Origin of the sequence: Streptomyces alkaliphilus (assembly GCF_014141535.1) — a bacterium.
In the GTDB taxonomy this organism is placed as follows: Bacteria; Actinomycetota; Actinomycetes; order Streptomycetales; family Streptomycetaceae; genus Streptomyces; species Streptomyces alkaliphilus.
Genome location: NZ_VKHT01000572.1, coordinates 1 through 3,382 on the forward strand (window position 1 = coordinate 1; position 3,382 = coordinate 3,382).

The following is a 3,382-nucleotide window of genomic DNA, read 5'->3' on the forward strand; positions in this document are numbered from 1 at the left end:
GAGGAGGGCCACGAGGTGGCCCTCGACGGCGGGGACGGCGACGGCGACGACGGGTAGGGGGAGGGCGGGCTCATCCCCCTACCGAGCCCTCCGGACTCCGGCCGGGGCCCCGCTCTCCCGCCCGTCCGTGGAACGGATCCCGTCGCTCGGCGGCGTGCCGGCGGCCGGGGGCGTCCCCGGCCGCCGGGAGCGGTCAGGGCGTTCCGGCCCCCTCGGCCGGCTCCACCAGTCGCAGGCGGTGGGCTAGGGCGGCGGCCTCGCCGCGCCCGCCGACCTCCAGCTTGGCGAGGATGTTCGAGACGTGGACGCTCGCCGTCTTGGGCGCGATGAACAGTTCGCCGGCGATCTGCCGGTTGGTGCGCCCGGCGGCCACCAGCGCCAGCACGTCCCGTTCCCGGGCGGTCAGGCCGAACGCCGCCGCGCGGTCGGCCGGGGCCGGCCCGACTTCTCCCGATTCCCCGCCGTCACCTTCGGTCGACGAGTCCTCGGCCGGCCCTTCACCGGGCAGGACGAGCCGGGCCGCGGCGGTCAGTCGGTCGATCCTTGCCGTCAGGGGTCGGGCACCGAGGTCGACCGCCGTCGCCCGGGCCGCCGCCAACAGGCCGGCGGCCCGCTCCCGATCCGGCGGCCCGCCCGCCGGGAGCAGCGATTCCGCCCAGCGGATCCGGACCTCCGCCAGCCGGTGGGGCGTTCCCATCGGCTCCAACCGGACGACCATCCGCTCCCAGTCGCCGGGTGCGGCACGTCCCTCGGCGGAGGCGAGGAGGAGGTCCGTCAGGTCGGCGAGGACCGCCCATATCGGTTCTCCCCGGGAGACGGTCGCCGAGGCCGCGGCGATCCCGGTCCGGGCCTGCACCGCTCCGCCGACGGACGCGGGATCGCCCCGCCCGTCCGCCTCCGCCGCCGCCACGGCGACCAGCAACTGTCGGGAGAGGGCCTGATAATGGGGCACGTTCAGGTCCGGGATGCGCTCGGCGAACAGCTCACGGACCCGGGGCAGGTCACCCGCCGCGGCGGCGAGGACGACGCGCAGCTCGGTGAGCGGGAGAAGGTACTGCGGGGCGAGAGTCGTGCCCCCGATCCGGTCGATCTCCCGCTCGGCACGCTCCTCGATGTCCACCAGCATCTCCCGGGCGACCCCGATGTCCCCGCGCAACACCGCCAGGTGGGCACGGAGAATGCGGCCGATCAGAACGGGGCGCGGGTTGGCGTTCCCGCCCTCCACCTCCCGGAGGATGTCCTCGGCGGCCGACCAGCGGCCCAGTTGCACGAGGATCGCCGCGTGGTTGGTGGCCAACCAGGTGCGCGCGGTCTCCTCCAGCCCGAACCGCGAGGCCAGTGCCCGGCCCCACTCGGCGGTCTCCACCGCCTCGCCGAACCGACCCAGCAGGCCGAGGGTCGCGATCAGGTTGTTCAGTGTGCGCCCCAGCAGGTCCGCGTCCGCCCGCCGGACGACTCGATCGAGTACGGCGCGCATCTCGGCCAGGGCGCCCGCGCCCTCCCCCGCGTTGGCCCGGACACCCGCCAGGGTGAGCCGCGCGTACAGCTCGGTGCTCTCCACACCCAGCTCACGGGCCACCTCCACGGCGCGTTGTGCGGCGGCGAGAGCCTCGGGGGTGTGTTCGTCGTCGGCGCGCTGTGCGGCGCCCAGCGCGAGCACCTGGGCGTGCACCGCCGAGGGCGGCAGCCCCTCCAACAGTTCCCGGGCCCGCCGCAGCAGCTCTCGATCCGGCCCCCGCACCACGCCCTCGAACATCCGCGAGCGCTGCATGAGGAACCAGGCGGTGCGCAGCGGATCGGAGGTGTCGGTGAGCAGCCGCAGGGCGCGTTTGCTCATCCGCCGGGCCACGTCCATCTGCTCGGCGAGCACCGCGGTCATGGTGGCCTCCGCCAGCAGGTCCACCTCGTCGGCGGGCGCGCCGTGGCGGGGCGGGTAGACCCAGATCGGTCCGACCGGCCGCAGCTTCGCCAGGACCTCCTCCGGAACGGCGTCCCACAGTTCCAGGGCGCGGTCCAGCAAACGCAGTTGTTCGGCGTGGGCGTGGCGGCGACGGGCCCGGTCGGCCGCCCGCAGCACCGCCGGCAACGCCCGGTCCGGAACGCCGGCGTGGTACCAGTAGCCGGCCAGTCGGGCGGCGTGTTGGTCGGCGGGGACCAGGTGCGGAGCCTCCTCCAGCGCCTCGGCGTAGCGACGGTTGATCCGGGTTCGCTCGCCGGGCAGCAGGTCGTCCGCGACCGCCTCGCGCATCAGGGCGTGCCGGAAGCGGTAGGCACCGGTCTCCTCCTCGGCGACCAGCAGGTGTCCGCCGACCGCCGCTCGCAGGGCGAGGTGCAGGTCGGAGTCGGGCAGACCCGCGACGGCGGCCAACAGGCCGTGTCCGACGGTGGAACCGCCCACCGCGAGCAACCGCAGGACCTCCTGGGCGGTGTCGGGCAACGCCTCGACGCGGACCAGCAGCAGGTCGCGCAGGGATTCGTGCATGCCCTGGCCGGGGCAACAGCCGGTCAGTTCCTCGACGAAGAAGGGGTTGCCGCCGCTGCGGTCGAAGACCATGCGGGCCCGCGCGGGTTCGGGGCGTTCGCCGATGATGCCCGTCATCTGCTCGGCGACCTCGGCCTCGGTCAGGCGCGGCAGTTCGAGCCGGTGGACGGTGCGGGAGCGCTCCAATTCGGCGAGGAAGGGGCGCAGGGGGTGACGGCGGTGAATGTCGTCGGTGCGGTAGGTGGCCACCAGCATCAGGCCGGCGTCACGCACGGAACGGTGCAGGTAGTCGAGGAGTTCGCGGGTCGAGCGGTCGGACCAGTGGAGGTCCTCCAGGACGACGACCAGGGGGCGGCGGCCGGCCAGGTTCTCCAGGAGTCGGGCGGTGGACTCGAAGAGGCGGGCGCGGTCCCCGGCGTCCCCGAAACGGTGGGGAGTGGTTCCGTCACCGAGTTCCGGCAGCAGGACCGACAACTCGCCGCCGGGCGGAGCGGCGGCCGGGAGTTCGTCACCGAGTCTGCGGTGCAGGGAGCGCAGTGCGGCGGAGACGGGGGCGAAGGGCAGGCCGTCGGCTCCCAGCTCGACGCAACCGCCAACAGCGACCAGGGCACCGCCCGTCTCCGCGCGGTCGGTGAACTCCTCCACCAGACGGGTCTTGCCGACGCCCGCCTCCCCACCGATGAGATGGACGGAGGGCTCGCCCGCGCGGACGCGGTCGAGCCCTCGATGGAGTTCGGCCAGTTGGGGGGCGCGCCCGATGAACACCGGGCTGACGTGAGGGATCCGCACGTCACCGAGAATCACACGGGTGGGGCCCCCGGCGACAGGGGTTTTCGCCCCGTGTCCCCGCCTCGCTTCCCCGGGACCGTCCCCGGGGGGCGGGGCCGTGACGGCCGGTGG

The 3,382-nt window shown here is 74.5% G+C and carries 1 protein-coding gene; it reads right to left on the reverse strand.

Annotated features, from left to right (window positions below; all coding sequences use genetic code 11):
* Positions 1-193: 193 nt before the first annotated feature.
* The gene (locus tag FNQ90_RS16850) at positions 194-3,271 is read right to left on the reverse strand and encodes a helix-turn-helix transcriptional regulator (RefSeq protein WP_323380015.1); all 3,078 of its coding nucleotides are present in this window, start codon (positions 3,269-3,271) and stop codon (positions 194-196) included.
* Positions 3,272-3,382 lie beyond the last annotated feature (111 nt).